Source organism: Extibacter muris (genome assembly GCF_004345005.1).
GTDB classification, from domain to species: Bacteria; Bacillota; Clostridia; order Lachnospirales; family Lachnospiraceae; genus Extibacter; species Extibacter muris.
The window spans coordinates 177,870-203,744 of record NZ_SMMX01000006.1 but is presented as its reverse complement, the minus strand read 5'-3'; the positions used below and the strand labels follow the sequence as shown (position 1 = coordinate 203,744).

The 25,875-nt window shown below is 47.6% G+C and carries 38 protein-coding genes and 1 pseudogene; 30 read left to right on the top strand and 9 right to left on the bottom strand.

Annotated elements, in window-relative coordinates; translation table 11 throughout:
• Positions 1-183 precede the first annotated feature (183 nt).
• The 6 genes from E1963_RS09555 (at position 184) to E1963_RS09530 (ending at position 4,871) form a co-directional block, all read left to right on the top strand.
• Positions 184-333: a hypothetical protein gene (locus E1963_RS09555; RefSeq protein ID WP_462811224.1), complete on the top strand. Its 150-nt coding sequence runs from the start codon at positions 184-186 to the stop codon at positions 331-333.
• A gap of 111 nt (positions 334-444) precedes the next feature.
• Positions 445-2,058, top strand: coding sequence for a recombinase family protein (locus tag E1963_RS09550; RefSeq protein ID WP_132277456.1), 1,614 nt, complete (start codon positions 445-447; stop codon positions 2,056-2,058).
• 58 nt (positions 2,059-2,116) lie between these two features.
• Positions 2,117-2,746, top strand: coding sequence for a hypothetical protein (locus E1963_RS20145; RefSeq protein ID WP_201272022.1), 630 nt, complete (start codon positions 2,117-2,119; stop codon positions 2,744-2,746).
• Positions 2,662-4,155, top strand: coding sequence for a hypothetical protein (locus E1963_RS09540; protein WP_132277454.1), 1,494 nt, complete (start codon positions 2,662-2,664; stop codon positions 4,153-4,155). Before E1963_RS20145 ends, E1963_RS09540 begins: the two co-directional genes overlap by 85 nt.
• Positions 4,152-4,352, top strand: a complete 201-nt coding sequence (locus E1963_RS09535; protein ID WP_167482166.1) for a hypothetical protein — start codon at positions 4,152-4,154, stop codon at positions 4,350-4,352. The genes E1963_RS09540 and E1963_RS09535 overlap by 4 nt, the downstream gene beginning before the upstream one ends.
• 24 nt (positions 4,353-4,376) lie before the next feature.
• Entirely contained in the window at positions 4,377-4,871 is a 495-nt protein-coding gene (locus E1963_RS09530) for a peptide deformylase (protein ID WP_132277450.1), read from the top strand.
• On the opposite strand, the gene E1963_RS09525 is transcribed toward E1963_RS09530, so the two are convergent.
• Genes E1963_RS09525 through E1963_RS09515 form a run of 3 tightly spaced genes read right to left on the bottom strand, consistent with a single transcriptional unit; the run spans position 4,857 to position 5,918 of the window.
• Entirely contained in the window at positions 4,857-5,252 is a 396-nt protein-coding gene (locus E1963_RS09525; protein WP_132277448.1) for a DUF6483 family protein, read from the bottom strand. The genes E1963_RS09530 and E1963_RS09525 overlap by 15 nt on opposite strands.
• Positions 5,253-5,269: 17 nt before the next feature.
• Positions 5,270-5,716, bottom strand: a complete 447-nt coding sequence (locus tag E1963_RS09520) for a DUF6773 family protein (protein WP_132277446.1) — start codon at positions 5,714-5,716, stop codon at positions 5,270-5,272.
• Complete coding sequence (locus E1963_RS09515; protein WP_066572352.1) at positions 5,697-5,918, bottom strand: helix-turn-helix transcriptional regulator; 222 nt, start codon at positions 5,916-5,918, stop codon at positions 5,697-5,699. The genes E1963_RS09520 and E1963_RS09515 overlap by 20 nt, the downstream gene beginning before the upstream one ends.
• A gap of 163 nt (positions 5,919-6,081) precedes the next feature.
• On the opposite strand from E1963_RS09515, the gene E1963_RS09510 reads away from it, so the two are divergent.
• Both E1963_RS09510 and E1963_RS09505 read left to right on the top strand, forming a co-directional pair.
• Positions 6,082-6,600 carry an O-acetyl-ADP-ribose deacetylase gene (locus E1963_RS09510; protein WP_330570765.1) on the top strand — a complete coding sequence of 173 codons (519 nt, stop codon included), beginning with the start codon at positions 6,082-6,084 and terminating at the stop codon, positions 6,598-6,600.
• Complete coding sequence (locus E1963_RS09505) at positions 6,597-7,232, top strand: endonuclease III domain-containing protein (RefSeq protein ID WP_132277442.1); 636 nt, start codon at positions 6,597-6,599, stop codon at positions 7,230-7,232. The genes E1963_RS09510 and E1963_RS09505 overlap by 4 nt, the downstream gene beginning before the upstream one ends.
• Before the next feature lie 7 nt (positions 7,233-7,239).
• On the opposite strand, the pseudogene E1963_RS09500 reads toward E1963_RS09505, so the two are convergent.
• Positions 7,240-8,518 (bottom strand): annotated as a pseudogene (locus tag E1963_RS09500) (MATE family efflux transporter).
• A gap of 129 nt (positions 8,519-8,647) precedes the next feature.
• Between E1963_RS09500 and fliB the strand changes: the two are divergent.
• From fliB to E1963_RS19695, 9 genes are all read left to right on the top strand, one after another.
• Positions 8,648-9,493, top strand: coding sequence for a flagellin lysine-N-methylase (fliB, locus tag E1963_RS09495; RefSeq protein WP_201272025.1), 846 nt, complete (start codon positions 8,648-8,650; stop codon positions 9,491-9,493).
• Positions 9,494-9,520: 27 nt separating this feature from the next.
• On the top strand, positions 9,521-10,294 hold the full coding sequence (locus E1963_RS09490) for an ABC transporter ATP-binding protein (RefSeq protein ID WP_167482165.1): 774 nt from the start codon (positions 9,521-9,523) through the stop codon (positions 10,292-10,294).
• On the top strand, positions 10,284-12,356 hold the full coding sequence (locus tag E1963_RS09485; RefSeq protein ID WP_167482164.1) for an ABC transporter permease: 2,073 nt from the start codon (positions 10,284-10,286) through the stop codon (positions 12,354-12,356). The genes E1963_RS09490 and E1963_RS09485 overlap by 11 nt, the downstream gene beginning before the upstream one ends.
• Positions 12,357-12,365: 9 nt before the next feature.
• On the top strand, positions 12,366-13,052 hold the full coding sequence (locus tag E1963_RS09480; protein WP_132277436.1) for a response regulator transcription factor: 687 nt from the start codon (positions 12,366-12,368) through the stop codon (positions 13,050-13,052).
• Entirely contained in the window at positions 13,039-14,061 is a 1,023-nt protein-coding gene (locus tag E1963_RS09475) for a sensor histidine kinase (RefSeq protein ID WP_132277434.1), read from the top strand. The genes E1963_RS09480 and E1963_RS09475 overlap by 14 nt, the downstream gene beginning before the upstream one ends.
• Before the next feature lie 98 nt (positions 14,062-14,159).
• The gene (locus E1963_RS20140; RefSeq protein WP_201272024.1) at positions 14,160-14,615 is read left to right on the top strand and encodes a spore coat protein CotJB; all 456 of its coding nucleotides are present in this window, start codon (positions 14,160-14,162) and stop codon (positions 14,613-14,615) included.
• On the top strand, positions 14,615-15,232 hold the full coding sequence (locus tag E1963_RS09465) for a manganese catalase family protein (protein ID WP_132277430.1): 618 nt from the start codon (positions 14,615-14,617) through the stop codon (positions 15,230-15,232). Before E1963_RS20140 ends, E1963_RS09465 begins: the two co-directional genes overlap by 1 nt.
• A 196-nt stretch (positions 15,233-15,428) precedes the next feature.
• Positions 15,429-15,773: a hypothetical protein gene (locus E1963_RS09460; protein WP_132277428.1), complete on the top strand. Its 345-nt coding sequence runs from the start codon at positions 15,429-15,431 to the stop codon at positions 15,771-15,773.
• Positions 15,774-15,779: 6 nt separating this feature from the next.
• The gene (locus E1963_RS19695) at positions 15,780-15,932 is read left to right on the top strand and encodes a hypothetical protein (RefSeq protein WP_167482163.1); all 153 of its coding nucleotides are present in this window, start codon (positions 15,780-15,782) and stop codon (positions 15,930-15,932) included.
• Positions 15,933-15,941: 9 nt separating this feature from the next.
• Here E1963_RS19695 and E1963_RS09455 read toward each other — a convergent pair whose 3' ends face one another.
• The gene (locus tag E1963_RS09455) at positions 15,942-16,523 is read right to left on the bottom strand and encodes a manganese efflux pump (RefSeq protein WP_167482162.1); all 582 of its coding nucleotides are present in this window, start codon (positions 16,521-16,523) and stop codon (positions 15,942-15,944) included.
• Positions 16,524-16,637: 114 nt separating this feature from the next.
• Here E1963_RS09455 and E1963_RS09450 point away from each other — a divergent pair, with 114 nt between their 5' ends.
• Positions 16,638-17,276, top strand: coding sequence for a hypothetical protein (locus E1963_RS09450; RefSeq protein WP_201272021.1), 639 nt, complete (start codon positions 16,638-16,640; stop codon positions 17,274-17,276).
• Here E1963_RS09450 and E1963_RS09445 read toward each other — a convergent pair.
• From E1963_RS09445 to E1963_RS09435, 3 genes are all read right to left on the bottom strand, one after another.
• Positions 17,259-18,803 carry a recombinase family protein gene (locus E1963_RS09445; protein WP_132277424.1) on the bottom strand — a complete coding sequence of 515 codons (1,545 nt, stop codon included), beginning with the start codon at positions 18,801-18,803 and terminating at the stop codon, positions 17,259-17,261. The genes E1963_RS09450 and E1963_RS09445 overlap by 18 nt on opposite strands.
• A 504-nt stretch (positions 18,804-19,307) precedes the next feature.
• Complete coding sequence (locus E1963_RS09440; RefSeq protein WP_132277422.1) at positions 19,308-19,676, bottom strand: helix-turn-helix domain-containing protein; 369 nt, start codon at positions 19,674-19,676, stop codon at positions 19,308-19,310.
• Between the two features lie 258 nt (positions 19,677-19,934).
• Positions 19,935-20,330 carry a hypothetical protein gene (locus E1963_RS09435; protein ID WP_132277420.1) on the bottom strand — a complete coding sequence of 132 codons (396 nt, stop codon included), beginning with the start codon at positions 20,328-20,330 and terminating at the stop codon, positions 19,935-19,937.
• 101 nt (positions 20,331-20,431) lie between these two features.
• Here E1963_RS09435 and E1963_RS19690 point away from each other — a divergent pair, with 101 nt between their 5' ends.
• Positions 20,432-20,587 (top strand): hypothetical protein, encoded by a 156-nt coding sequence (locus E1963_RS19690; protein WP_167482161.1) that lies wholly within the window; start codon positions 20,432-20,434, stop codon positions 20,585-20,587.
• A 12-nt stretch (positions 20,588-20,599) separates the two neighbouring features.
• Positions 20,600-20,866 (top strand): hypothetical protein, encoded by a 267-nt coding sequence (locus E1963_RS09430; protein WP_132277418.1) that lies wholly within the window; start codon positions 20,600-20,602, stop codon positions 20,864-20,866.
• On the opposite strand, the gene E1963_RS22640 is transcribed toward E1963_RS09430, so the two are convergent.
• Positions 20,793-21,032: a DUF1883 domain-containing protein gene (locus E1963_RS22640; protein ID WP_132277416.1), complete on the bottom strand. Its 240-nt coding sequence runs from the start codon at positions 21,030-21,032 to the stop codon at positions 20,793-20,795. The two genes, E1963_RS09430 and E1963_RS22640, sit on opposite strands and share 74 nt — an antisense overlap.
• 126 nt (positions 21,033-21,158) lie before the next feature.
• On the opposite strand from E1963_RS22640, the gene E1963_RS19685 reads away from it, so the two are divergent.
• From E1963_RS19685 to E1963_RS21275, 10 genes are all read left to right on the top strand, one after another.
• On the top strand, positions 21,159-21,299 hold the full coding sequence (locus E1963_RS19685; RefSeq protein WP_167482160.1) for a hypothetical protein: 141 nt from the start codon (positions 21,159-21,161) through the stop codon (positions 21,297-21,299).
• A gap of 283 nt (positions 21,300-21,582) precedes the next feature.
• The gene (locus E1963_RS09420; protein ID WP_132277414.1) at positions 21,583-21,882 is read left to right on the top strand and encodes a hypothetical protein; all 300 of its coding nucleotides are present in this window, start codon (positions 21,583-21,585) and stop codon (positions 21,880-21,882) included.
• A 103-nt stretch (positions 21,883-21,985) separates the two neighbouring features.
• On the top strand, positions 21,986-22,585 hold the full coding sequence (locus E1963_RS09415) for an HD family phosphohydrolase (RefSeq protein ID WP_132277412.1): 600 nt from the start codon (positions 21,986-21,988) through the stop codon (positions 22,583-22,585).
• Positions 22,578-23,294 (top strand): hypothetical protein, encoded by a 717-nt coding sequence (locus E1963_RS09410; protein ID WP_132277410.1) that lies wholly within the window; start codon positions 22,578-22,580, stop codon positions 23,292-23,294. Before E1963_RS09415 ends, E1963_RS09410 begins: the two co-directional genes overlap by 8 nt.
• Positions 23,294-23,848 (top strand): hypothetical protein, encoded by a 555-nt coding sequence (locus E1963_RS09405; protein ID WP_132277408.1) that lies wholly within the window; start codon positions 23,294-23,296, stop codon positions 23,846-23,848. Before E1963_RS09410 ends, E1963_RS09405 begins: the two co-directional genes overlap by 1 nt.
• Positions 23,841-24,134, top strand: a complete 294-nt coding sequence (locus E1963_RS09400) for an SAM domain-containing protein (protein WP_243117656.1) — start codon at positions 23,841-23,843, stop codon at positions 24,132-24,134. Before E1963_RS09405 ends, E1963_RS09400 begins: the two co-directional genes overlap by 8 nt.
• Positions 24,135-24,192: 58 nt before the next feature.
• A complete protein-coding gene (locus tag E1963_RS09395; protein ID WP_145964176.1) occupies positions 24,193-24,663 on the top strand; it encodes a hypothetical protein in 471 nt (156 codons plus the stop codon).
• Between the two features lie 5 nt (positions 24,664-24,668).
• Positions 24,669-25,430: a conserved phage C-terminal domain-containing protein gene (locus E1963_RS20135; protein ID WP_243117655.1), complete on the top strand. Its 762-nt coding sequence runs from the start codon at positions 24,669-24,671 to the stop codon at positions 25,428-25,430.
• Complete coding sequence (locus tag E1963_RS09385; protein WP_167482159.1) at positions 25,427-25,750, top strand: replicative helicase loader/inhibitor; 324 nt, start codon at positions 25,427-25,429, stop codon at positions 25,748-25,750. The genes E1963_RS20135 and E1963_RS09385 overlap by 4 nt, the downstream gene beginning before the upstream one ends.
• The gene (locus tag E1963_RS21275) at positions 25,738-25,872 is read left to right on the top strand and encodes a hypothetical protein (RefSeq protein WP_262201017.1); all 135 of its coding nucleotides are present in this window, start codon (positions 25,738-25,740) and stop codon (positions 25,870-25,872) included. Before E1963_RS09385 ends, E1963_RS21275 begins: the two co-directional genes overlap by 13 nt.
• Positions 25,873-25,875: the final 3 nt, after the last annotated feature.

Genomic DNA, 25,875 nt, shown 5'->3' with positions numbered 1-25,875 from the left:
TGTCTGATAATGATACTCCCGTACAGCCACAGTTTGAGCGTTCAGAGCGTCGCACGCAATGGGTACGGCTACATAAGAACTATGCAGAGGTGAAACTCCTGTGGGCTATGACAAAAGCCGTTGAATTGCTTAAAAAAAGATTATGGAAAGGGGGTATGTGTTATTGCTGATATTGTAAAAACAATGCAAGAAAAGACAAATAATAAGCGTGGCATTGGCAACAGAGGAAAGACAAAGATTGTTGTAAAAGAGCATTTTTCCGAAAAGGGAAAGACAATGGGAGAACTTCTGACTGATGTTATGCTGGAAAAAGCAAAGCAGACAATCGCATAAAATCGGTGCAGTTGTAAGAAATAGATTGAATGGCAAAAAGTACCCGTGTTATACTTTACTTGCAAGCAGGTATTGTAAACACGGGTTAGTTATAAAGGAGGATAACTGACAATGAAACAACAGATTTACAATACTGCACTTTATCTTAGGTTAAGCCGAGATGATGAATTACAGGGCGAAAGTTCCAGCATTACCACACAAAGAAGTATGTTGCGTCTATATGCAAAAGAACATCATTTGAATGTGATTGATGAATATATTGATGACGGCTGGTCGGGAACAAATTTTGAAAGACCGAGTTTTCAAAGAATGATTGAGGATATAGAGGCAGGAAAAATCAACTGTGTTGTAACGAAAGACCTTTCCCGACTTGGCAGGAACTATATTATGACAGGACAATATACAGAATTGTATTTTCCCAGCCATAATGTCCGTTACATAGCGATTGACGACGGTGTAGACAGCGAAAAAGGCGAAAGTGAGATTGCACCATTTAAGAACATCATCAATGAATGGGTGGCAAGAGATACAAGCCGTAAAGTGAAATCGGCATTTCGGACAAAATTTGCAGAGGGTGCTCATTATGGTGCTTATGCTCCGTTAGGATATAAGAAACACCCTGACATCAAAGGGAAACTGCTGGTTGATGAGGAAACAAAGTGGATTGTTGAAAAAATCTTTTCCCTAGCTTATCAAGGCTATGGTAGTGCCAAAATCACAAAGGTACTGCGAGAGGAAAAAGTTCCGACAGCGTCTTGGCTGAATTTTACAAGGTACGGTACTTTTGCACATATCTTTGAGGGAAAGCCCGAAAGCAAACGTTATGAGTGGACGATTGCTCATGTCAAGGCAATATTAAAAAGTGAGGTTTATATAGGCAACAGCGTTCACAATATGCAGTCTACGGTTTCATTTAAGAGCAAGAAGAAAGTGCGTAAGCCCGAGAGTGAATGGTTTCGAGTGGAAAATACCCATGAGCCGATTATTGACAAGGAAGTGTTCTATCGTGTGCAGGAACAGATAAAATCAAGACGTAGACAGACAAAGGAAAAGGCAACGCCGATATTTGCAGGGCTTGTCAAGTGTGCGGATTGTGGCTGGTCTATGCGGTTTGCAACGAATACGGCAAGTAAAACGCCTTACAGTTATTATGCTTGCAGTTACTACGGACAGTTTGGCAAAGGTACTTGTTCTATGCACTATATCCGTTATGATGTTCTGTATCAAGCCGTATTGGAACGCTTGCAGTATTGGACTAAGGCAGTACAGCAGGACGAAGAAAAGGTCTTAAATAAGATACAAAAGGCTGGCAATGCAGAGCGAATACGGGAAAAGAAGAAAAAGGCAAGTGCCTTGAAGAAAGCCGAGAACCGTCAAAATGAGATTGACCGCTTGTTTGCGAAAATGTATGAAGATAGAGCCTGTGAGAAGATAACGGAACGAAACTTCATCATGCTGTCGGGGAAATATCAAAAAGAGCAGATAGAACTGGAACAGCAGATAACCAACCTAAGAGAAGAATTAAGTAAAATGGAACAGGATATGATAGGTGCTGAAAAGTGGATTGAGTTAATCAAGGAGTATTCCGTACCAAAGGAACTGACAGCACCGTTATTAAATGCAATGATAGAAAAAATCCTTATTCACGAAGCAACAACGAATGAGGATAACGAAAGAATACAGGAAATAGAGATATATTACCGATTTATTGGAAAAGTAGACTGATAAAGAGGGTTCATATCTTTAACTAAGGGAAAGCGGGGGCGGCCTGCCCGATGTAGGCATGCTCAGGGAGCTGTGCCGGATACTGGAGATAAGTGTAGATGAACTGATGGACGGCGAGCAGCGAGGTACCGGAGGCGGCAGCGATGGGAGAGGCATGGCCGATGGAGAAGAGGCGCGGCGCAGGAAGAAGAGGAAAACAGCAGGAATCTTGTGTGCCATACCGGCCTTGATTCTCGTGTGTATGCAGCTTGTATATGTTATAGCCGGGAAGGCATACCAGATGGAATATATTTCGGACTTCCTGCCATATCTTGTGACTATGCTGCTTATCCTCCTGCTGGCAGCGGCGGCAATCCTCTTCTTCTGGGCGGCAAGGTGTGCGCTTGAGGAAAACGATAAGCAGTATGCGGTGAACGGGATAGACGTCACAAGGAATATCACCCATATGGAGATGCTGGCAGGAGATATGTATGACTGCCTCGTGCAGATAGATTCTACGGATGTATATTCAGATCCTTACACCAATGAAGAAGAGGAGATGGACACGGCAGGGGACCTTGCGTATTTTAAACTGTTCCGGGTGAGCGGCAGGAGGGTCAGTAGATGGAAAAGACAGATACTTTTCTATATGACACCGTGCCTGCGAACTACAGGGAGAGATCTGAGAAGTGCCAGAACAGCAGGATAGACGGCTTCGTCATTGTTATCGGGTATGGGGTGCTTTTCATGGTTATGCTGCTGAATGCGGTCGGCGTCCTGGCCGGCTGGCATCCGATGCTTAAGATGGCCGTGCTGGCGGCGGTGGCAGAGGCGGTCTTGCTCGGTACGGTACGTTTCTGCAACGGCATATCCAGAAGAAGGATGTCCGCGTTGATTAAGAGCCGGGAGCAAGGCAGCCTGAAGGGGACGTTCTACCCGGACTACCTTTTTATCGAGTATGGTGACGGCCGGCAGCAGAGCATCCGTTATTCAGACATATCGGCAGTCCGGGAAAACGAGGAGGCTTTTGATATCTGCGGCGCCGCGACAGGGGTGCGGCTTGAAAAGAAATATATCGGCAGAGACGGGATGCTTTCTCTGAGAAACTGGCTGAAGAAGCATTGCAAAGACAAGTATACGAACAACCTGCATCCGGAAGAGGAGGCGGTCCACATAGAGTTTGGCTGGTGCCAAGGAGACAGGGAACAGGCGGTAAAGTGGTCTGCCCTGTACGCGCTCTATAACCTGCGCTATTATTATTCGGAAAAGAGGGCGGGATTCATCAGCATCCTGGCAGCAGCCCTGCTATACATGAACGTTATGAATCCTATGCTGGCTGTCACTGTCTGCATGTGCCTCGTCTTGGGTATCTCTATGCTGATCATACTGTTACGGCAGCTGGCATACCGGCTGTCTGTGAAGGTGACGAAAAAGAATTATGACAACCGCCCGGAAGATGCAAAGACGATCGTAGAACTGTCTGGTGGCGAGCTTGTCATCCACACGTACGACAGCGTCACCGGAATGCCGGTAGGGAAGCTGGAACATGTAAAAGAAGGAGAACGCTTTTTTGCAGTCAGCAATCATTTTATATACAAAGGGGATATGGCGAAAGAAGAGCAGGCCATACTGCGGAACCGCCTGAAAAAATACTGCGGGAACGGATGCGATTATATCGATATCTCTGGTTCTGCCAGAGGCAGGACGATACGGTCCGCGGCAGCCATTGCGGTACAGGCACTGCTCATCTTCCTGCTCCTGTGGAATTATAATGCGGGCAATACCAAGTCCGGTGACATCCTAAGAGACGGACTGTATTCCACATCAAAGCAGGAGCAGAAAGAGACGAAGGCTGCCAGGGAGGCCCTCGTGCAATACGTGGACACGCCGGACAAAGAAGGTCTGAACCTGGGAGCCCCTAAGCTTCGTATTGAAGACTGCTACAGTGACAACGCTGTCAGCTATGACAGCAGATTTTATATAGAGAATTGGACGTTATATGGAATCTCGGCCAATGAACACGGTGAACTGGGCCGTGGGGGGACAATACGTACGGACAATGCGGCATCCCCGTATCAGAAGGTACGATCCTGCCGGTGCAGGCCAGGGAGAAGGTGAAGGCTGTCTGGGCCGATGCGCTCATGTACCGTTCGCCGGAACAGTACCCGCTCTATGACCGGGAAGAGCCGCTTCCTTATATCGGTTACCGGATGTACATCCAGCAGACGGACGGTGAGGTCCGTGCATGCGGAGAGAACCTTGTGCCGGAGGGAGACGAAGTATTCACCCGTGCCATGGTACAGCAGATATATTAGACAGGAACGTCGGGAGGAAATCATATGACAAGAGAGATATTGCTGCTTGGCAACCCCAGGCTGTATGAAAGAAGCGAAGAGGTGAAGGAAGAGGAGCTGGACAGTATAAGGCCGGTCATTCAAGATCTGCATGACACGCTGATGGACTTCCGGGCGGCATACGATGCGGGAAGGGCCGTGGCCGCCCCGCAGATTGGAGTATTCAAGAGAATCTTGTATATGTACATAGACCGTCCGGTGGTGTTCATCAATCCGTGTCTGGAATATCCGGATGAAGAACGGATAGAGGTGATGGATGACTGCATGTCCTTTCCGGGCCTGCTTGTCAGGGTGAGCCGTCATAAACGGTGTACGATACATTATAAGAATGAACAGTGGGAAGACTGCCGGATGGAGCTGGAGGGAGACTTGTCAGAGCTTCTGCAGCATGAGTATGACCATCTGGACGGGATACTGGCTACGATGCGGGCGGAAGATGACAAGTCGTTCTTTATAAAAGAGAAGCTACATCAGCCTTAAGGCCGAAGAGTAGAAGGCCTCAAGCCCTGTGATACCGTACTCTTTTATAAAGCTTTCGATGCCGTCCCTGACCTCAGCTCTGGAATAATCCGATTCCCGGAGAAAATCGTCATCGTAGTCGTTGATGTGTGAGTAGAAGGACAGGCCCATCAGCAGATAGTCCTCGTTATCACAATCCAGATTCTCATAGAGCAGGTTCTCGGCTTCGTTGATTCTGCCCGCGTCAGCCATGGCGATGATGCGGGTATAATCATCGCCGCACGCCGAGGGCTGCTCTATGTCTGTCTCATACCGGAACCGGGGTTTTCCCGTGATGAGCTGCATGAGGAAGCGGACCAGGTCTTTGACCAGCCTCATAATATAGTCTTGTTCAAAATCCATTAGAGAACCTCCTGATTCTAATCATCTCCATAAGTTTCATCCAGCTTTTTCTGTTTTCTTTTCGTGTATTCTCCCATAGCTGCCAGCACCCCGAACATAAGCAGAAAGATAAAGGCTGCAAAGGCCAGCGTCATACCGGCAAGATGCCTGGCATTCTGCAGGGCCATGGCGCCTGCGAACAGAAGCGTAAAGATGACAGTTCCTCCGAGGCTGTGTATGAGATAGTCTTTGACGCACGGTACAGAATAATTCGTCCACAGCCCTCTCTTCGCACATCCGATGATAATGTTTACGCATCCCGCAAGAAAGACGATATGTTCCCCGATCAGATTCCTCACCGGGACGTGAAAGAACAACACTTTAAGCAGGATATCTGCGGCCAGGGCGATAAATAGCACCCAGAATCCGGTGCGTTCTATCTTCGTGATTTCCAGTTCCTGTCTTTCATCTACTACTTTCTTCATATATCTCATCCTCCTCCCAGAACAAATCGTTTAAGGTTGCGCCGAGTGCCCGGCAGATCGCGATGCATAGTTTGAGTGACGGATTAAATTTCCCGGCCTCTATCATACCTATCGTCTGGCGGGTGACTTCCACGCGTCTGGCAAGGTCCTCCTGGGACATGTCCATATTGATTCTTGCAAGTTTCATTTTTTTGTTTTTCATCTCCCGCCTCCTTTAGCTCAAGTATACACTGTTAAAATATGAATGTCAACTATATATTACATTATGTAATGTTTATATTGCGGCAAAGCGGATTGTCGTTTGACATAAGGTCTGGCAGAGATTAAAATGAATAGAAACCACTTCACAGAAAAGGAGGATGACCATGATACATGTAATAAAAGGTGATATTACCAGACTTACAGATGTTGATGCGATAGTCAATGCCGCCAATTCTTCCCTTCTCGGAGGAGGAGGCGTAGACGGGGCTGTCCACAGAGCAGCAGGCCCAGGACTTCTGGAAGAATGCAGAGCGCTCCATGGCTGTCCTGCTGGTGAAGCGAGGGTGACCGGAGGCTACCGGCTGCCGGGCAGGTATATAATCCATACGGTAGGTCCTGTCTGGCGCGGCGGTGAGAAGAAAGAGGCAGAGGTGCTGGCGGCCTGCTACAGGAATTCACTGGAAGCCGCGGCGGGAAAGCGGGTTACGTCCATCGCGTTTCCCGCCATATCGACCGGCATCTACGGATATCCGAAGAAAGAGGCTGCCACTGTCGCGGTACATACGGTACGGTCATATCTGGAAGAGCATCCCGGAAGGATAGAGAAGGTGGTGTTTGTCCTGTTTGATGACGAAAGCCTCCAGATATACAAAGAATTGATGAAAAAAAGAGGAACAGTATGACAAAGAAGAACTTAGCACTAGAGATAATCGAACGCTTGAAAAAGGAGTACCCGGATGCCGGCTGCACGCTGGATTACGACCATGCGTGGAAGCTCCTCGTCAGTGTCCGGCTGGCGGCGCAGTGCACGGATGCAAGAGTCAATGTGGTCGTAGAGGACTTGTACAAGCGATACCCGGATGTGGACGCGCTGGCTGCCGCAGACGCAAATGACATAGAAGAGATTGTAAGGCCGTGCGGCCTTGGCAGGAGCAAGGCGCGGGATATCAGCGCCTGTATGAAGATATTGAGAGATGAGTACAGTGGGAAAGTGCCGGATGATTTTGACGCGCTGCTGAAGCTTCCGGGCGTGGGCCGTAAGAGCGCCAACCTTATCATGGGGGACGTGTTCGGCAAACCTGCTATCGTGACAGATACGCACTGCATCCGTCTTGTGAACCGGATGGGGCTTGTAGACGGTATCAAGGATCCGAAAAAGGTGGAGATGGCGCTGTGGAAGATGATTCCTCCGGAAGAAGGCAGCGATTTCTGCCACCGCCTCGTCTACCATGGCCGAGACGTGTGCACGGCGAGGACGAAGCCGCTCTGCGATAAGTGCTGTCTGGCAGATATCTGCAGGAAGAAAGGCGTGTAGTGTAACACTACAGCCTCCGTTTCCGGTACGAATAATAGAGGATGAACAGTACCGCCGAGATGATCCAAGTCACCGGATAGCTGAAGATGACCGTATCTACGGCAGGATGTATCTTGAGCGCCCCCGCGACCCATATGATTCTCAGCAGGCAGGTGCCGAACATCGTAATGATAAGGGGTATGATGACATCTCCGATACCCCGCAGCGCCCCGGACAGCACTTCCAGGAATACATAGAAGATATAGCACGGCGTAATGAGGCCGAGCATCCAGGAACCAAGCCGCATGACTTCTGCGTCTGTCGTGAAGTTGCCAAAAAGGGGCATGCGGAAAACGAGGAAAAAGATAACGAGGATTCCAAAAAAGAGCAAGTCGATGCCAAGGCAGACGCGGACGCTCTTTTTTACCCGGTCTGTCTTACCTGTCCCGTAATTCTGGCCGACAAATGTGGTAATGGCGATGCCGAAGGCACCGCTCATCATCCAGAACAGCCCGTCCAGCTTGTTATACACCGACCATGCCGCCGACGTGTCGGTCCCGAACCCGTTCAGCGCCGCCTGGATCATCGTGTTGGAGATATTGTACATGACAGACTGGAAGCCCGCGGGCAGCCCGATGCGCAGCAGCAATCGGAGAATTGGACCGTGGATGCGGATCTGCGTCAGAGACAGCGTAAGCATCGTCTCTCCCCGGATAAGCCTGATCGTCACAAGCAGGGCGCTTACAGCCTGTGACACTAAGGTGGCTGCCGCCACGCCTGCCACGCCCATGTGGAAGACGACGACAAATACCGTGTCCAGCACGATGTTCAGGATGCAGCACACGATGAGGTAGTACAGAGGATGCCTGCAAAGTAGATACGCAGGTACGTGGTGGAGTCTGCTACAAGCTCGGCAGGCGTATTCATCCATGCCAGCATCCTTGGTGCAAGCAGGAATCCAAGCATACCGATAACGATACTTCCCGCTGCGGAAAATGCATAGGCAGTATGCAGGCTCTGCCTCAGGGAGTACCTGTCTTTTGCTCCGTAAAACTGAGCGATAATGACAGACGCACCGGAAGAAAGGCCGGTGAAGAAGCCGACAATCAGATTGATGATCTGCGTGGAAGAGCCCCCACGCTTGCCAAGGCCTCTTTGCCGACGAAATGTCCGACGATGATCGTGTCTATCGTATTATAGAGCTGCTGAAAAAATGTTCCGAAAACAATCGGAAAGAAGAAGATAAGAAGCTGTTTCCAGATTACGCCTTCTGTAATTTGACTTGTATCCTGCGTTCCCCGTGCCATTGTCCCATAACCTCTCTGCATATTATACCTTGCGATTGATGGCGCCGCTCCCGGCTGCGCCATCGATACTATATCATGAAAGACAGGGGGATGTCGACAGATTTTGAAAGGATGTTAAGCATATGAGATATACGATATGATGGCAGATCACTTAGAAGATATGCCTGCGCCCGGGGAAGGATGGGACGTAAGCTGCAAAAGTCCATCCACTGGAACCGTGCGGTATACCGGCAGAAGAAAGGAAAACGCTGTGCCTTTCTGGATGAGGATAATCTGTGCCGCATGTATGCAGAACTGGGGAAAAGGAGCCTGTGCAGGACGTGCCGGCTTTACCCGAGGCACATAGAAGAATTTGAAGGCGCCCGCGAGATTACACTGTCTCTGTCATGCCCCGCTGTCGCGAAGATACTTATGAACAAAAAAGAGCAAGTGGCATATCTGGCATATGAAAAGGTGGGGGAAGAGACATACGAAGACTTTGACCTGCTGCTATATTCTGTGCTGTCCGATGCCAGGGAAGTGATGCTGGAGCTGCTGCGCGAAGACTGGAGGAACTGTCTGGATGAGACGAGGGCGTTCCTGCATATGGGAACGGCAGACAGCTACGCCGGGAGATGCCTGGAATTCGGCACATGGCTGAAAGAACAGATGCCGGAGTGGGAGATACAGGCGGAGCAGCTTCTTGTCTACTTTATCTTCACTTATTTCTGCGGGGCGGCATATGATGGCAGAATCAGCGCCAAAGCAAAACTGGCGGCAGTAAGCCGCATGGTGATAGAAGAGCTGCTCATGGCGCGATGGGTGAAGAATGAGAAGAGGCTCGATTCGGAAGATGTCATAGAGACAGTCTACCGTTATTCGAGAGAGATCGAGCATTCGGACAAGAACCTGGAGCGATTAGAAAGGATCATGGAGATAGTGCCGTCAAACCTTACATCTTCTGTAAGTGGTTTCGTGCCGCCATATACGGTATAATTCCTGTAGATGGGAGGCACGATAATTATGAAGCAGAAAATATTACAGGTACAAGGCCTGCGTAAGCACTTTGGAAAGCATGGCAGCATGACAAAAGCACTTGATGGTATGACGTTTGACGTATTGGAAGGGGAGTTTCTTGGCATCATGGGCAAGAGCGGTTGCGGCAAGACGACGCTTTTGAACTGTATCGCAACCGCCTTAAAGCCGACGGAAGGCAAGATTCTCCTCAATGGTGAGGATATTGGCGGATTCGACGACAGGCGGCTGGCCGAATACAGAGGCAGCCGTATCGGATATCTCTATCAGGACTTTGAACTGCTTGACAATCTGACCGGAAGGGAAAATATTACGCTGCCGCTGGCAATTCACGGGAAAGAAGAGGGGATAGAAGCAGACAGGCTGCCGGAGCTTGTGGATTATCTGGAAATCAGGGAAGTGCTGGATAAGTTCCCGTCACAGATGTCGGGAGGCGAGAAGCAGAGAGTGGCGGCCGCCAGGGCGCTCATACCAGATCCTGGCATCGTGATTGCCGATGAACCTACCGGAGCGCTTGACACGGAAAATGCAAGAGCGCTTATGCAGAAGCTTAATGGGCTGAACCGTGAGTTCGGCCGTACGATTCTGATGGTTACCCATGACGCAGGGGCAGCCAGCTACTGTTCCCGCATCCTGTTCATGAAGGACGGGTATATTTTCCACGAGCTGAGAAGAGAATTTCCGCAGGAATCCCAGAAGGACTATTATGAAAGAATTCTTGCAGCTATGGCACAGTTGGGAGGGAGCGCGGATGTTTTTTGATATGATAAGGAGAAACAGCAAGAGGAACCGCGCGGAAAACAGTATATTTTTCGGCTCGCTCGTGGCTGCGGTCGTATTGTTCTACCTGATACTGTCACTGGAAAGCCAGAATGTGATGCAGTTTCTGTACACGATGGAGAGCGATGCAGTGGACCGCCTTTTAAGCCTCGTGCCGGTACTGTATGCATTTTCACTGTTCCTCATCTTCTTCCTCGTCTATTTTGCAGGCAAGTACCAGCTGGAATGCAGGAGCCGGGAATTTGGCATCTATCTGATGCTTGGGATGAAGAGAAGAAGACTATTCGGCATACTGATGGCGGAGGACATGTGGAACAGTATCCTGGCATTGCTGGCCGGTCTTCCGCTATCTGTCTTTCTTTCCGAGATGGCCAGCCTGATAACATCCAGGCTAGCCGGTCTTGGAATCCTCGGACATCAGCCTTCCTTTTCCCTGAAGGCGGCGCTGTGGACTGCAGCGGGATTCTTCGGGGTTAAGATTCTGGCATTCCTCATCCTGAGCGGCAGGATTGCAGGACAGGAAATCAGCAGCCTGATGGAAGAGGGGCCGGAAGAAAAGCACCGAGTGGAGAGCAGCCTGTATCCGTCTCTTCGGCTTCTGGCCGGGCTTCTGCTTCTTCTGGCCGCTTATGGCACGGCAATCGCTGGGGCTGCATGGGCGAATATATTGACGATGGCGCTGACAGTAACTGTCGGGACAGGAGGGACGTTCCTGCTCTTTTCCGGTCTGGGGAAGGGGCTTGAATCTTTCCTGAACAAGAGATGCAAAAAGGGGCTCTCTACGTTTACGTACCGGCAGCTTCAGGAGCATGTGTTCCTGAAGCACAGGTCTATGGCAGTAGCTTCTCTTTTGATTCTGCTGGCCCTGGTATGCTTTGCTTACGGCATCGCGGTCGGATGGGTGTCAAAAGGGGACGAAGGCCATGTCGTGGACTTTACATTCACAGGGGAAGAGGAACACATCCGGAGGGAGCTGGCCGCACCGGAACTTAACGGCATGCTCACCGGCCTGTCAAGAGTGAGGGTAAGCATGTTGTATACCGAAGGGGATACGCAGGGGGCAGAGCGGAAGGCGCATACATTCGGTACGGCACAGCTGACAGAAGCCGTGGGCAGGCTGAAGGATACGGAGGAAAAGCAGAAGCTTATCAATAATCTGCAGTATTTTACGTCTCCCTATGTCATCTCCCTGTCAGGATATAACGCGATTCAAAAGATGGCGGGAAAGGATACGATTGATCTGAAAGATGACGAGACAGCGCTCTATACTGACGTGGATTTTTCGGACGACAGATACAAAGAGGCGGTAGAGGACGTGTGCAGGATGGACACGTATCTTTCGATAGACGGGGAACAGTATAAAGTATCAGGTACGCTGTACACTGACAACTTTGTGGCGGACCGTCTCATCACGATCGACCTCGGGCTGATTGTTACAGACACCGTATTTGACCGGCTGTTTGCCGGGGAGCAGACCAGCGTGTACTGGAATGCTTCCGTACAGAAAGAGCTTGTGGAAGAAAAGGGCCTTCTCCAGGCGGTGATGCAGGTGAACAGCCTGCTGAAAAAGACGGATTTGGAATATGAGACGTATCTGCAGGGGCTTGGGCGGCAGATGTTCTACAATGTCGCTTCTGCATATGTAAGCCTATATCTTGCGGCGATATTTCTTATGATAGCCAATACGGTCATAAGCGTACAATATCTGATGCAGCAGAAAAAGAGCGGGAGGCGTTACCGGATGCTTATGATGCTGGGCAGTGACAGCAAGGCGGTCTGCCGTTCCTCGGACACGCAGATCAGATGGTACTTTGCGCTGACGGTAGGGACAGCGGCCATAAGCAGCATATTTGGAATCGGTTCGCTGTTCGGCGGGATACTCCCGTCTGGGCTTGAGAGCAGGGCCGGCCAGCTCTTTTGGACTGCGCTTCTGATGGCCGGCCTTCTCGGAATCGTGGAGTATGTGTATATTACGATTGTCATGCGGGCCGGCAGGCGCCATATTCTTGAAATGGTGCATCCTCCAAAAGAACGGACAGACTGAGGGGACTATATGAAAAAGATAGCGGTTGTAGAAGATGAGATTTTTATGAGGGAAGAGCTGGAATGCATATTCAGCAAGGCGGGGTTTGAGGTAACATGTATTACTGATTTCGGCAGGGCGGCTGAGCTTATACGCGGGTACGCACCTCAGCTTGTGCTGCTGGATCTGAACCTTCCGGGAAAGAGCGGATTTGACATATGCATTGAACTGAAGGAGCACAGCAGCATTCCGGTGCTTGTACTGACGTCCAGAAACCATCTGAACGATGAGGTGAGGGCACTGCGCCTTGGGGCTGACGAATATCTGACGAAGCCATGCCGTAAGGAGCGGCTTCTTGCCAGGGCAGAGAATCTGCTGCGCCGGTATGAAGGAAGGGAACACGTCATCCATCTTGCGGACCTGTCTCTGGACACGCACACATATACGCTGTCTGCGTCCGGCTCCTCCATCCTGCTGCCGGAGAATCAGGGAAAGATCATGGAACGGCTCATGAACGGCAGAGGCGCGGCGGTCACAAAGGAGCAGCTGAGCGAGACGCTTTGGGGCACGACGGAATATATCGATGAGAATGCGCTGCAGGTCAACATGACGAGGCTTAAGAAGTCGCTTGCCCGCCTGTCTCTGGAAGGCAGGATAGTGACGGTGAGAGGCGTAGGCTACCGGATAGCAGGAAGGGATTCGGATGGAAAAGATTAAGAACATATGGGTAAGATGCAGGGATTACAGGATATGGTTCGGGCTGCTCCTTATATCGGACGCCGTATTCGGACTATTCCTCTGGCTGGCAGAGATACGCGCATTCAGGGAACTGGCGGGAACCTTTTTCCTTTTTTCTGTACTGCTGTTTATGGCAGCGGTCATATGGACCTGCCGCAGGGACAGACTGCGGGAAGAACTCGTGGCCGAGTACCTGAACAGCCTGGACACAGAGCTGGAGGCACAGACTTTCCGCTGTCTGCCTGCAGGAGAACGGCAGGAGATCCGTCTGGCGGCAGAATTGCTTCGTGAAAAAGAGATCCGGGTGAGGGAACAGGCAGAGCACCTGGAGGGATATGAAGCATTCATCGAGTCGTGGGCGCATGAGATCAAGACGCCGCTCGCACTTCTGACACTTCTCCTCGACAACCGGAAAGCTGAGATAGAGCCGGATATCCATAAGCGGCTCGAGTATGCCAGGAACCAGATGCAGGGATATGTAGACCGGATATTGATATATGCAAGGCTGAAAGCAGTACACAAGGATTACCTGCTGGAAGAAGTGAGCGTCGCCGAGTGTGTCGGCGAAGTGCTGTCAGAGTATGAGATGCTCTTACATGAGGCCGGTATCCGGGTTACGGCAGACGTCGACGATGCAGTGGTGTATACGGATAGGAAAAGCTTCTGCTTTATTTTAAGCCAGATCGTAAGCAATGCAATCAAATATACGAGAATGGATGTAACATGCCCGGAGCTTGCCATAACAGTCCAAAGGTCCGCTGCGGATAAGAAAATACTGCTAATGCTGGAGGATAATGGAACCGGGATAAGGGACGGCGACCTTCCATTTATCTTTGACAGAGGATTCTCAGGAGACGCCGGTGGCCAGAGGAAGAAGTCGAGCGGCATGGGGCTGTATCTTGCAGGCCAGCTTGCTGGCGAACTCAAGATTGGTCTGGACGTGCAGTCATCATATAAAAAAGGAACCCGGTTTACACTTGTATTGTAACTTATATTACCAATATAACTCTCCTATTAATGCAGATACTAAAAATGCAGCGAACGATAGCTGGCAAGTATTTAGTATTTACAGGAAAGGAGAAAATTATGTCAAAAGAACATTTAGCAATTGCCAATATACCGATGCAGGACTACGGTGAGATATATGATGATAAGAAAGCACTGTGCACCGGTACCATATTTGAAGCGCTGGATATGCCGTTTTTTGCTACGGACATCGAGAAGGGCAATAAGAAAAGCGCCCTGTTCGGTACGGAAAAGAAGCTGCCGGAACAGGAAGAAAGAGAACAGCTCATGACACAGATAACGGAGGTCAGCTTTGTAATTGATGATCTGACACTATACCTTGACACCCATGGTGACGAGGCTCAGGCGTTGAGCCTGTTTGAGCAGAAGCTTACGGAGAGGGAGACGCTGAAAAAGCAGTTTGCGGAAAAGTTTTATCCGCTTACCCGTGAGTGCATTCCGTACTGTGGCAAGAAAGAGGACGGCAGATTCTGCTGGCAGACTGGGCCGATGCCCTGGGAAGGAGCGTGCGTATAATGTGGCAGTATGAGAAGAGATTGCAGTTTCCGGTTAAGATTACAAAGACATGCCCGAAAACGGCTCAGATGATCATAAGCCAGTACGGCGGTCCGGACGGTGAACTGTCCGCTTCCATGAGATATCTGGCCCAGAGGTATACGATGCCGGTCAAGGCGGTTGGCGGCCTGTTGACGGATATCGGGACAGAAGAGCTGGCTCATATGGAGATCATCTGTGCCATGGTATACCAGCTGACGAAAGACCTTACGATTGAAGAGGCCAAGACAGCGGGTTTTGACGCCTATTATATCGACCACACGACAGCGCTCTGGCCACAGGCCGCAGCGTCTGTTCCATTTACGGCACTGGAATTCCAGTCCAAGGGAGACGCGATAGCAGACCTGACGGAGGACCTGGCCGCAGAACAGAAAGCCAGGACCGTATATGACAATCTGCTGCGCATGATTACAGACCCGGAAGTAAGAGAACCGCTTAAGTTCCTGCGTACAAGGGAGATAGTCCACTTCCAGCGTTTCGGTGAGGCATTGGAGAAGACGAAGGACCAGCTGGACAGCAAGAATTTCTACTATTTCAACCCTGAATTTGATAAAGACAAATTTCACGGTAAGCTTTAGAAGCCGGAACAGGCGTGAGGCTGGCAAGGCTGCTCTTTTCCATGCATGTATATTGCGTGTATGGCGGAGGGCAGCCTTATCTTTTTTGTCTTCAATCCAGTAAAATTATCGCGAAAACATGTCAGATAATATTGACTTTATAAAAAAGTAGTCATACAATTATAGTAACAAATAAAAGTGGAAAGGAGTGTTTCGTATGTCATCTAATCTTATATTTACACTTATCTTCGTAGTCGCCGTACTCTTCTTCTGCTACCTGCTTACAAGGTATTGGTTCCGTGCAGGAAGGTATACGCCTGTGAACGACGCCGGTAAGCTGCGGTTCGGTTCAAAGACCGCTTTTGCCATGACACATTTCTGGAATGCGGTGGATGATGCAAAGGAACTTCCGATTGAGTCTGTGAAGGGCGGGATGGGAAGTGTCTGCCTGGATTCGGCGGAAGAGAAAAACGGGAAGGCCGTTCCGATTGGCTGCAATAGGTCAAAGGAAGACGGAACCGGATATGGCAGAAAGAATTACCGGATGAAGGAGAATATGTAAAGCAGTATGGAAAAAGAAATAATGCCACAAGATGTTATGGATGCGGACATAAGGGGGGGGGATACTATTACGAAGTGTCTGGGAGTTTTCGGAAAAGAATATGTAGGCAATAAGAACCGGAAGGAAAAGAGGTGTACATTCTGGTTCTTATTTTTTTGAGCTTTGTGGCTATAGCAGCATCTCGTATAGCCCGAGCACGATCAGTATCATGCCTGAGACCGGTCCGGCCCACCGTTTCAGGGCGCCCGATACTCCTATACGGCCTATTTTATTACCGGCGTGCAGGAATACCATACAGATGAGAAGGGTGGCGATGGAGGTGGGGATGAGCTTCATCCCAGAGATGCTGGCGCCTATGCCCATCCCCATATTATTCACAGTGAGGGCGCAGGCAATGAGGATTGCTTCTTTCAGGGATATCGTCTTATCCGGCGGTTCCGCCTCCGGATTATCCCAGTCATCCGGCGGCAGCCTGCCTTGTCGGTATTCTATGATGGATTTGACCGTATAATACAGGCCGAGGATAATGAGGACGATACAGCCGATCCTCTGGGCGGCGCTGGCCGGAATGAATAAGGTTAACTGCAGACCCATATAGATGGAGAATATCGTGCCGGCAAATGTAATCAGGCTGATGACGATATTTTCGGCAAAGGGTACGCGCTCCTTTTTGATTCCATAGGATATTCCGACGATCAGGGTGTCTATGTTGGCGGACAATGCAAACAGTATAGATGATATAAGGTGCATGGACATTGCTCCTGACTTTGGGTGTATACTCTTTTTACTAATATATTCAGATGAACGTCATATGGAACTGTCCCGTGTCATAGACTGTTAGGAATCCGATATACGGGAGCATGTATGCGTAAGTTTGTTATATCACCGAAGGGCATTGCCGCCGAGCTGCTTCTGATTGTCCTTGCAGCTGCACTTCTGTTTGGAAGGGCTAATGCGGAAAAGACAGCCGCTGTGGCAGAGGAGAAGGAAGACGACTATATCAAATGGGTGGAGTTTAATGTGTCTTATGAGGCATTGGACAAAGCGTACCAGTATGATGTAGATACATACGGTAAGGAACCACATCTGGACTGGATAGAACTGCTTTCATATCTTGGGGCAAAATACGGAGGCGATTTTACAAGTTATAAGGCCGGTGACATGGATGCGCTGGCTGAACAGCTGTCCCAGGACGGGGCCGACATGGAGGCGCTCACCAAAGACATGCAGTATTATGAATATTACCATGAGGCTTATGAGTCCGTTCTCGGCGGCATGGTCGGAACGTTCAAGATCCAGGGGGAGGACGGGAAATATACAGAAACATATGGGCTGAAGGCCTACCACCCTATTGCAAAAGGATTCCCTTATGGAGATTATGATGATTTTGGCGTGTCCAGGACCTATGGCTATAAGAGAAACCATCTGGGGCATGATATGATGGGCCAGGTGGGGACGCCAATATGTATAATAAATAGAATACACTTAAAAAGAGATGCTTAGATTTTTCCCGTCTAAAACACAACGTTTCACAATTTTCCGCACGAGCTCGTTCTGCTCTTTGTAGGACAGCATATCAAGATTATCAAGTAAGAAGCAGATGTTATTAAAAACTTCCTTCCTTTCCTCTTCCTCCGTCTTTTCATTAGCTTTTCGAACCTCTTCGGAATGCAGTTCCCTGTTCAACGAATCAAGTTTCCGGTCTAAAGTCTCCATCTGCGAAATGATGTATTTAGATGCAGTTGAGGATATGTTCTCTTGGAGCTGCGTTGCAAGATTTTCCAATGACCTTTCGACCGCCCGGATTTCCTTTTTTAGTCCGTCAGTGTCTGCCGTGCCATTACTCGTTGCCAGATACACATATTCTGGATTCAGACGGATTTCTCTCAGCTTATCAAAGAACATATCATCTATGACATCAATCTTAACGAACTCCGCATCACAATACTGTAACCCTTTTCTGTCGCGTTCCTGGCAATAGTAGTATGCAAACATCTTCCCATTTTTTATATATACGCGATTATGCATCAAGCGTCCACATTTACAGCGTAGTACACCCTTAAGGATACCAACCTCGTGCTTCTGCTTGCGGATTTGCTTGTTCTGGCCTATCCGCTTTTGTATGGCTATAAAGTCATCGGACGAAAATACCCAATCGTGGATGCCTATGGAAATTATCCAATTTTCGCTAGTCAATATTCTTTTTTGAGCTGTGCCCTTCGTGCGGCCGTATGCAATCAATCCTTTGGTCCCATCGAAACAGCGTTCATCAGGCAGAGTACATCCCTTATCTTGGAAATAATAATAGGCTTGCAAGTCATTTTGGCAGTATACAGGGTTGGTTAATATGCCATGTATCTGTGACGTGTTCAGATATTTTCCCGACTGGCTCGTAATATTGTTATCCCTGCAGTAACGTTCTAAACTCGTTATGCTATATCCGCTTAGAATCATTTGTCCGAGCATCTTTACGAGGCCAATTTTGTTGTTGTCCACTACCAGATAGGAGTGTTCCTTCCCGTCAACTTTCTTCCGGGTAGATGCCATGCCGGTTGGGAGCTTGCCGCCAGTCCATCGACCCGTAACGCCGAGGGAACGCATGCTGTCAGCCACTCGCTCCGACGTGTTCTCCCGTTCCAATTGGGCGAATGCGGCGAGGATATACATTACAGTCCTCCCGATAGGAGTCGATGTGTCGAAGGTCTCTTTTACGGAAATAAAGGAAACATCGTGCTGCTGCATGGTTTCGTACATGGTTGCAAATTCCTGCACATTACGGCTGATACGATCTAACTTATATACCATTACTATATCGAGCTTGCCAGACTTGACATCACGCATTAGCTCCTTGAAGGATGGACGGTTTGTGTTTTTCCCGGAATAACCTTCGTCCTTATCATAGACATAAAAATCAAGATGCTCGTCCCGGTATAAGATGCTGGCATAATCCTTACACATCTTCACCTGGACGGACACTGAATCGCTGTTATCGCGGTATACTGATTTTCTTGGGTAGATACCAATTCTCATACAATCATCTCCTCTATAGCTTATTAAAAAATGGTTAAAAAAATACGCCCACTTGCAGGACGCTAACGGAAATGATATAATTCTCTTGTTGAGGGAGATTCTATCATTCCGGTACGTCCGGCAGGTAGTATCTGCGAAACCGTCTCAGAAATGGGACGGTTTTTAAATTATTACAAATTGCGACTATATTATTACAAACCGGTTGGAAACCGGGCTATAACTGGTATAATTAAGTCATAATAAAATGTGATGAGCGCTTATCCAATAAATACTAAAAACGAAAGTATGTTCGATTTTCCCTATTGATATCTGTGATACAATATAGTATTATAAATATAAGGAATTTCGAACGTGTGTTTGCTATAGCTTTCAGGAGGTCGTACATATGAATAAGGACGAATATCAAAAATTAATAATTGAAATGGTCAATCAAACAACGGATATAAAGATTTTAATAGCAATCTATACGGTTATTAAAAATCTCACGGGATGAAAGCGGGGACTTTAGTCCCTGCTTTTTTCAACCACGTTTTTCAGATAATCCCTAAATACCTGCTTGCTTTTCTCATCTAATTTCCAATATTCAATAATTGCCTGCATAGCTAGTTTATCTTTGCCCTTTGAAATTTGTGTGGCTGCTTTAAAGTATTCATCCTCTACAGGAATATCTTCTTTCATATTTCCTCTACCAGTTCGGAGCCATTCTTCATTGATATTATATTCTCTACATATTGAAAGTATCATTTGGTCTGTGATACCCCTATCTCCATTCTCTAAGCGAGATATGGCAGTCTTGGTTACACCTAATCTTTTCCCAAATTCTTCTAATGTTAATTGAAAAGACTTCCGAATTTCTTTAATTCTATCATTCATTTATATATATTCACCTGCCTTTAATAGGAGATTACCATAATAAGTTACCAAAGTCAACAAAAATACATTGACAAAGTTACCAAAGTGGATTATTATATAACCATAGGCAACACAGAAAGCGAGGTGAAGACAAATTGGCAACATGGATATTGCTACTGATAGTGTGGATTGTAGCTATATGCTTTATATATATTATGCGGAAAATAGCACCGCAGGATAATGTATATCCGGTATGGGCAATTTTTATCTGTACTATGCTCACATTGTTTTTAAAATACCACGTATATTTTTAGAAAGTTCATTAAATGCGTCAAGAGATTGAAAGCCATTCCGGGTAGTAACGCATTGGTTAATATCCATTAGAACAGGAGTTAGTTCAGACGGGAAGTAAATAAGTGCAAGTGCATAATATTCGTCATACAAATGGGCGGATTCATTATCATCACGGTGTATGCAACGCATAGTGTATTTTAGATAGTTTTCGTATACTTCCCTACGATAAAAAAGAAGTTCTTTTTTCTCCTGTAATTCCAGCTCAAGCTTTTTCATTTTTAATTGATGTCGGTTATTTAAAAATGTGGTTATGGATGGAGTAATGGTGGCACACAGAGCGAGTATGACAGATATTGTTACGGTTAAATCTAATTTGGGCATAAGTTTTTATCCTTTCTTTTTATTTTGTTTTGGCGAAAACCTATACCTAAATTATATAGACCATGTGAAAAAAAGCAATATGAGTAAGTGAGGTGAAATAAATGAATAATCAGCTAACAAAAAAAGATACTTCAGAGGGTAAGGAGCTGTATGAATTATTAACGTCACTACCCGAAGCAGAAAGGAAGCAAGCTCTTATTTACGTAAGGGCGCTTGGTGACAGACAAATTATGACGAATGACAAGAAAGCAGGATAGGAGGTGACATAGGTGATTGAGACGAAAAAAATAATAACAAGTGAAACAGAAGAAGAGTTTATAAAAACAGTCATTTCTCTTGTTAAAAAAAATAGCATGACAGTTTCAAATGTATTAGAGGCAACAGAAAAAATAATCAACTACATGAATGATAATGCTGTAATACAAAAAGAGATTGACGAAAAAACGCCAATCTCATCAGAAATCAGTAGAAACGATATTGATATTGGCCCCCACCCTGAACAATCAGATACCAGCGGCCACTTCCCGATACAGTAATGTGAACAGGGGTTTCTGTATAGTGTCCACCAAAATATTTAAATTGTTTACCGGATTTGTATTTTTGAAAATTTGAAGAATCAACTAAAAATACATCTGCCGCATGTTTTAGCTGGACTTCTACGGAAAGGTGCCCATTACTGTCTGCATATGGTACTTGTGCCATGTATTTTGTACTCCCTTCTTATGTACTCGGCATGGCGGTGCCTGTAAATACAGTATAGGAGTAATGGGAGAAAATGGCAACAAGGACAATCCATAATACATACAATTAACCGAGGAGGTGAAGTGCATGAGTAGAAGCAAAGAAGAATACACCTGTACCGCTATATATACGGAAGGTTGCGAAAAGCGGCTTACAGAAGCTCTTGTGGCTCTCTACTACCAGAGAAAACAAAAATCGGAGTACGAGCAAAAGAAGAATACCGCTTAGGCGGTAGGAAAAGAGGACAAGCAACGTGACGACATTTAAAAAACACTGGCTACGGCATCGGGTTAGGAAAATGATAGCGGACAACAGATACTACATAGCTGTCATATTCTGCCTAACAATTCTGATGCTGTCCTATATTGGGGGTGTATACGTACTATGCCGCGCATGCGGACACTAAAAAGGCGCTTAACCAGGGAAGGGATAAGCGCCGAGAGCAGACTGAAACATTCAGACTACATCACATAATGTATTGTTATTATAACGCTTAAAGGAGGATTAGTCAATGAGTAATAGAGATAAGATACACGAATTATTAGACCTGTGCCTAGACATACAGGAAAACGGGAGAGGGGAAGAAGGTTATCCCTGCGTATTCTTTAGCTGTACAAATTACGGGACAGACATTTCAATCCTGATACATGATGGCGGATTCAAGACGGGCAGTTACGACGGGGAGTATAGATTAGACTTTGCCAATATCAGCCCCCGCACTTATGAAAACTGCAGACAGCATCTTTTGGATTTAGGAGGGAGGGTGAACGCATGTATTACAACGAATGCCCCTACTGTGGAGCACATCTAGACCCCGGCGAGCCTTGCGATTGCCGGGACGAGAAGGAACTGCGGCTTAAGAAACGGCAGGCCGCAGAAATAAGAATAACTGAGATGTTAGAGGAGGATGAAAGATGGAGTCAGGAAAAGTTAAGGATTTGCTGTTAAATACAAGCAGAAAAGGCATGAAAAATCTGGTTGATTACATGGAAGAGAACGGTTTTTTTACAGCTCCATGTAGTACAAGCCACCATTTGGCAAAAGAAGGAGGGCTTGCGGAGCATAGCTTAAACGTATGTGACATTGCAATCAGCTTGATAGCGGCCTTTGATGCTGACAGCCGCTTGCTAGAAAGCGTAATTATCTGCTCCCTGCTGCATGATATAGGAAAGATGGGGCAGTTTGGAAAGCCGAACTATGTTCCCAACATGCTAAAAGGCAGGGCCACGAAAGCGAACCCTAACCCGGAACCATACCAGTCGGACAAAAAGCCATATACGACCAATCCAGAGCTGCTGCTCGTAGACCATGAGGTCAGGGCACTGTCTATCATATCAAGATACATAGATTTGACGGAGGAAGAGCAGCAGGCGATACTCTGGCACAATGGCCTTTATGGGCCGTTCAAATATGAAATACAGGGCAAAGAGACGCCGCTTTACATGATCCTGCATTTTGCCGACATGTGGGCCAGCCGCATAGTCGAAGCAGAGGACGGTGATATGGATGATTAAGTTCAGGCCCCTTCGGGCAGACGAGATAGAATGCAGAATCGCAATGGTAAAATCCACTGGAATATCGTTGCTGCTCTACAAGGATGCAAGGTGCGACATGAACATCCTGGACGAGGAGATAGGACCGGAGAGCTGGCAGAGGACGCACAGCCGGGACAACGCGAACTGTACCGTAAGCATCTGGGACGCAAAGAAAGAAATGTGGATATTCAAAGAGGATACAGGGACTGAGAGCCATACGGAAAAGGAGAAGGGATTAGCTTCTGACAGCTTCAAAAGGGCCTGTTTCAATTGGGGTATCGGAAGGGAGCTGTACACTGCACCATTCATCTGGATACCATCATCAGAGTGCATCATAAAGGAGAGGCAAAGCAACGGGAAAACCACAGGATATACCTGTTTTGACAAGTTCTATGTAAGCAATATCGGATACGATGATAAGCGGTGCATTGATAAGCTCCAGATAAAGAACAGCAAGTCACATAAGGTTGTTTTTGAACTTGGCAAGATAGAAAATCAGGAGCCAGTACCGGAGCCGGACAAGCCAGCTACAGAAGCGCAGAAGAAGACAATCCGTAGCCTGTGCGAGAAGCATAAAAATGATATAGATATGGTCTATGCAATGAATAACGTATCTGAGGATACTATGACTGAAAAGCAGGCAGGGGCATTGTTGGAGGCATTCAAGCGGAAGTATGGTGATGACTGATGAAGTGCACAGGTACGTTTGAACAGTTCTATGTAGACTATTTCCGCAAGAAACAGCTTGTCACTGTGGCCGTCAATGAGGACGTCCGGCAGGAATATGACCGTCTGAAGGACAAGGAGAAGCTGACCGTAGAGATTAAGCAGTACCGTGAGAAGCGTAGTCTTAGCGCAAATTCTTACTTCCATGTCCTGGTCGGGAAACTGGCAGACAAGCTTGGAACGAGCAACGCTTACATGAAGAACACGCTTCTGCAACGGTATGGACAGCTTGCCATCGAGAACGACAGCATAGTTCCCCTTGTCATCCGGGACGACATCGACATGATGGAGAGGGAAGAGATGCATCTCCGCCCTACGGACAAGGTGCGGTGCATGGACGATGGAAAGCTCTACCGGGTGTATCTGCTCCTTAGAGGCTCACATACATATGACACCGAAGAGATGAGCCGCCTGATAGATGGAACCGTGCAGGAATGCAAGGAGCAGGGCATAGAGACGCTTACGCCGGCGCAGCTAGAAGAGATGAAACAGAAATGGGGTGTTGAAATTGGGTAAACAGCTATGGAGCATATTCACGTCCAACATGGACGAATGCATCTTCAGCGGCAGCTGTGACGTAGAACGGCATCATGTGTTCTCGCACACGTCGAATGAGCGTAAGCTTTGCGAGAAGTACGGATTCACCGCACCACTCAGGCCGGATTTGCACCCCAACGGCGTACACCGGGGGAAGGGGGCTGCAGAGGTGGACAAGTGGCTCAGGAAGAAATGCCGGGACTATTACCTTGAGCATTATGGAGATGAGGAGGCTTTTAGAAGGGAGTTCTTCTATTCAAGCTAGCGAGGCGGAAGAGCCTTGACTATAGGTAACTAATTAACTAAATCTTGCTTTACGCAGAATGACAACAACAGCAGTGTATCACGACACTACCCCCGGCTCCGGCCGGGGAGGAAGGAGGGGCATGGACGGACAGGTCAAAGGGCAGATGGAGCTGGAAGAATACCTGAAGGAAATAAACAGAGAGAATTTTGACATCCTTGATTATATCCCCACGGGCAGCACGAACGCAGTAGCAAGGGTTATGCTCAGATTCAGGACCGGGCTTAGAGATAGACAGATGCGTAAGCTTATACACTTTGCAAGGCGCAGGATTCCCATACTCAATATGCAGGATGGGAAGGGATATTTTATCCCCGACATGAACAGCGATAAAGACATCCGGCTACTTGTGAAATATGTACAGCAAGAGGAGAGCAGGCTGAGACGTATAGCCTGGTCCTTGATGGCCGCAAGAAAGACTTTGAGGAGCTGCGGCATCAACTGGCGGGATGAAAAGTGGAAGAAGGGCAAGTATAAAAAGGCAGCATAGGCGAGGTGGAAAAGGTGGAAGGATGGGTTAAAGCACACAGGTCTCTTATCGAACACTGGCTGTGGCAGGAAAAACCATTTTCGCGAGGGCAGGCGTGGATTGATATGCTGCTACTTGCAAATCATTCGGGTAACAAGGTGCTAATTGGCAATGAGTTGGTTTACGTAGAAAGAGGCAGCTTCGTCACATCCGACTTAAAACTTTCCAGCCGATGGGGGTGGAGCAAAACGAAGGTAAGGGCCTTTTTGGCGTTATTAGAGAATGACGGAATGATTGTTAGAAATGCAGACCGTAAAAAAACCGCGATAAACATTGTAAACTACGACAATTATCAGGATTTGAAAACCAATAAAGAACCGCAAAAAGACCACGAAAAAACTACAGAAAGACCACAAAAAAACACAAACAAGAATGTAAAGAATGATAAGAATGTAAAGAATGATGAAGATATTATGTCCTCTGGCACTCGTGCCGAGCCAATCACCGAGTACCCGTACAAGGCGGTTGTCGAATATCTGAATCAAAAGACAGGGAAATCATTCAGGGATAAGTCTAAGGACACACAAAGGCATATCAGGGCAAGAGCCAATGAGGGCTATGTTTTTGAAGATTTTGTCAAAGTTATTGACAATAAATGTGCAGAATGGACCGGAACGGATATGGAGCAGTATCTAAGGCCAAGCACATTGTTCGGGGCAAAGTTCGAAGGGTATCTGAATCAAAAGCGGAAGGCTACAGACCGTATAAGCGAGGTGGACAACTGGTGACAAGAGGCGAGTTCAAGAATATTGTGAAAGCTATCCGGGGGGCGTATACGAATTGTGCCATTACAACACAACAGGTATTTGACGAGTGGTATGCACTTCTCGGGGACATGGATTACATGATAGTGTCACAAAACCTGCAGCAGCACATAAAGACAAATAAATTCGCCCCGACGATTGCGGAACTGCGGGGGGCTGACAAACGAGGTTTTAATAATTTTGTCGGACGGAATTATGACATGCTGAAACTGGAAAGGGCACTTCTGGGAGAAAAAACCTATACGAGTATAGAGGAAATTAAGGAGGACATATGTACGAGTTAAACAAGCACAGCCATAACGGCGGCAAGCAGAGGGTATCCGGCGGGTTCAAGCCGGGGAACATGAACGCCTTCATCTTTGCGGGCGGGAGAAAGAAAAGTAAGAGGATTAAACACGGAAAATAGGAG

Coding starts and splice junctions, on each gene's coding strand:
- E1963_RS09440 (WP_132277422.1), bottom strand. CDS start 19,676: ATGAATGATAGAATTAAAGAAATTCGGAAGTCTTTTCAATTAACATTA.
- E1963_RS09550 (WP_132277456.1), top strand. CDS start 445: ATGAAACAACAGATTTACAATACTGCACTTTATCTTAGGTTAAGCCGA.
- E1963_RS09455 (WP_167482162.1), bottom strand. CDS start 16,523: ATGCACCTTATATCATCTATACTGTTTGCATTGTCCGCCAACATAGAC.
- E1963_RS20140 (WP_201272024.1), top strand. CDS start 14,160: ATGTCAAAAGAACATTTAGCAATTGCCAATATACCGATGCAGGACTAC.
- E1963_RS09420 (WP_132277414.1), top strand. CDS start 21,583: ATGAGTAATAGAGATAAGATACACGAATTATTAGACCTGTGCCTAGAC.
- E1963_RS09410 (WP_132277410.1), top strand. CDS start 22,578: ATGATTAAGTTCAGGCCCCTTCGGGCAGACGAGATAGAATGCAGAATC.
- E1963_RS09490 (WP_167482165.1), top strand. CDS start 9,521: ATGAAGCAGAAAATATTACAGGTACAAGGCCTGCGTAAGCACTTTGGA.
- E1963_RS19685 (WP_167482160.1), top strand. CDS start 21,159: ATGAGTAGAAGCAAAGAAGAATACACCTGTACCGCTATATATACGGAA.
- E1963_RS09475 (WP_132277434.1), top strand. CDS start 13,039: ATGGAAAAGATTAAGAACATATGGGTAAGATGCAGGGATTACAGGATA.
- E1963_RS22640 (WP_132277416.1), bottom strand. CDS start 21,032: ATGGCACAAGTACCATATGCAGACAGTAATGGGCACCTTTCCGTAGAA.
- E1963_RS09445 (WP_132277424.1), bottom strand. CDS start 18,803: ATGAGAATTGGTATCTACCCAAGAAAATCAGTATACCGCGATAACAGC.
- E1963_RS09395 (WP_145964176.1), top strand. CDS start 24,193: ATGACAACAACAGCAGTGTATCACGACACTACCCCCGGCTCCGGCCGG.
- E1963_RS09405 (WP_132277408.1), top strand. CDS start 23,294: ATGAAGTGCACAGGTACGTTTGAACAGTTCTATGTAGACTATTTCCGC.
- E1963_RS09505 (WP_132277442.1), top strand. CDS start 6,597: ATGACAAAGAAGAACTTAGCACTAGAGATAATCGAACGCTTGAAAAAG.
- E1963_RS09555 (WP_462811224.1), top strand. CDS start 184: ATGCAAGAAAAGACAAATAATAAGCGTGGCATTGGCAACAGAGGAAAG.
- E1963_RS09480 (WP_132277436.1), top strand. CDS start 12,366: ATGAAAAAGATAGCGGTTGTAGAAGATGAGATTTTTATGAGGGAAGAG.
- E1963_RS09460 (WP_132277428.1), top strand. CDS start 15,429: ATGTCATCTAATCTTATATTTACACTTATCTTCGTAGTCGCCGTACTC.
- E1963_RS09450 (WP_201272021.1), top strand. CDS start 16,638: ATGCGTAAGTTTGTTATATCACCGAAGGGCATTGCCGCCGAGCTGCTT.
- E1963_RS09525 (WP_132277448.1), bottom strand. CDS start 5,252: ATGGATTTTGAACAAGACTATATTATGAGGCTGGTCAAAGACCTGGTC.
- E1963_RS09530 (WP_132277450.1), top strand. CDS start 4,377: ATGACAAGAGAGATATTGCTGCTTGGCAACCCCAGGCTGTATGAAAGA.
- E1963_RS20145 (WP_201272022.1), top strand. CDS start 2,117: ATGCTCAGGGAGCTGTGCCGGATACTGGAGATAAGTGTAGATGAACTG.
- E1963_RS09435 (WP_132277420.1), bottom strand. CDS start 20,330: ATGCCCAAATTAGATTTAACCGTAACAATATCTGTCATACTCGCTCTG.
- E1963_RS19690 (WP_167482161.1), top strand. CDS start 20,432: ATGAATAATCAGCTAACAAAAAAAGATACTTCAGAGGGTAAGGAGCTG.
- E1963_RS09520 (WP_132277446.1), bottom strand. CDS start 5,716: ATGAAGAAAGTAGTAGATGAAAGACAGGAACTGGAAATCACGAAGATA.
- E1963_RS09415 (WP_132277412.1), top strand. CDS start 21,986: ATGGAGTCAGGAAAAGTTAAGGATTTGCTGTTAAATACAAGCAGAAAA.
- E1963_RS09515 (WP_066572352.1), bottom strand. CDS start 5,918: ATGAAAAACAAAAAAATGAAACTTGCAAGAATCAATATGGACATGTCC.
- E1963_RS09465 (WP_132277430.1), top strand. CDS start 14,615: ATGTGGCAGTATGAGAAGAGATTGCAGTTTCCGGTTAAGATTACAAAG.
- E1963_RS21275 (WP_262201017.1), top strand. CDS start 25,738: ATGTACGAGTTAAACAAGCACAGCCATAACGGCGGCAAGCAGAGGGTA.
- E1963_RS19695 (WP_167482163.1), top strand. CDS start 15,780: ATGGAAAAAGAAATAATGCCACAAGATGTTATGGATGCGGACATAAGG.
- E1963_RS09485 (WP_167482164.1), top strand. CDS start 10,284: ATGTTTTTTGATATGATAAGGAGAAACAGCAAGAGGAACCGCGCGGAA.
- E1963_RS09540 (WP_132277454.1), top strand. CDS start 2,662: ATGGAAAAGACAGATACTTTTCTATATGACACCGTGCCTGCGAACTAC.
- E1963_RS09510 (WP_330570765.1), top strand. CDS start 6,082: ATGATACATGTAATAAAAGGTGATATTACCAGACTTACAGATGTTGAT.